This window comes from Acinetobacter sp. V116_7 (genome assembly GCF_056735735.1).
On the sequence record NZ_JBWZIF010000009.1, the window covers coordinates 1 to 788 of the forward strand.

Annotated in this window: 1 protein-coding gene; it reads right to left on the reverse strand. The window is 43.4% G+C overall.

The window, feature by feature from the left end; all coding sequences use genetic code 11:
* Nucleotides 1–788: aminotransferase class III-fold pyridoxal phosphate-dependent enzyme (locus tag AC1PJP_RS00690; protein WP_479766362.1), on the reverse strand; the 788-nt coding region annotated here is incomplete at both ends.

The following is a 788-nucleotide window of genomic DNA, read 5'->3' on the forward strand; positions in this document are numbered from 1 at the left end:
CCATAAGTCGTACCATGTGTACCCACTGAAAAATGCGGAGCAAACTTATCTGTTGTTAACATTGCACCCACTGGGAAACCACCGCCTAGTGCTTTTGCAGTCGTTAACACATCTGGAATAACACCAGAGTTCATGTAGGCATACAGTGCACCTGTACGGCCAACGCCAGTTTGCACTTCATCAAAAATAAGTAAGGCACCGAACTCATCACACAGTGCACGTAAACCTTTTAAAAATTCGATGTCAGCAGGAATAACGCCGCCCTCACCTTGAATCGGTTCAACAATGACTGCACATGTTTGCTCATTAATCACCGCTTTTGCAGCTTCTAAATCGTTAAAGGCAACGTGGTTAATTCCGTTTGGAAGTGGTGCAAAGTCTTGTGAATATTTAGGTTGACCACCCGCTGAAACGGTAAATAAAGTACGGCCATGGAAAGCATTGTTAAATGCCACAATGCCACTTTTGCCAGCAACGCCGCTGTCTAAACCAACTTTACGAGCCAGTTTTAAAGCAGCTTCGTTCGCTTCAGCACCTGAGTTACAGAAGAAAACCTTGTCTGCAAATGTATTTTCGGTGAGTTGTTTTGCAAGACGTAGAACGGGTTCATTTGTATAACCGTTACCTACATGCCAAAGTTTTGTTGCTTGTTCTGTTAAAGCATTTACTGCCACTGGATGCGCATGACCTAATGCGTTTACTGCAATCCCGCCTGCAAAATCAATATATTCTTTATTTTCTTGATCCCAAATACGTGAACCTTCGCCACGTACCGGAATGAAATTTGC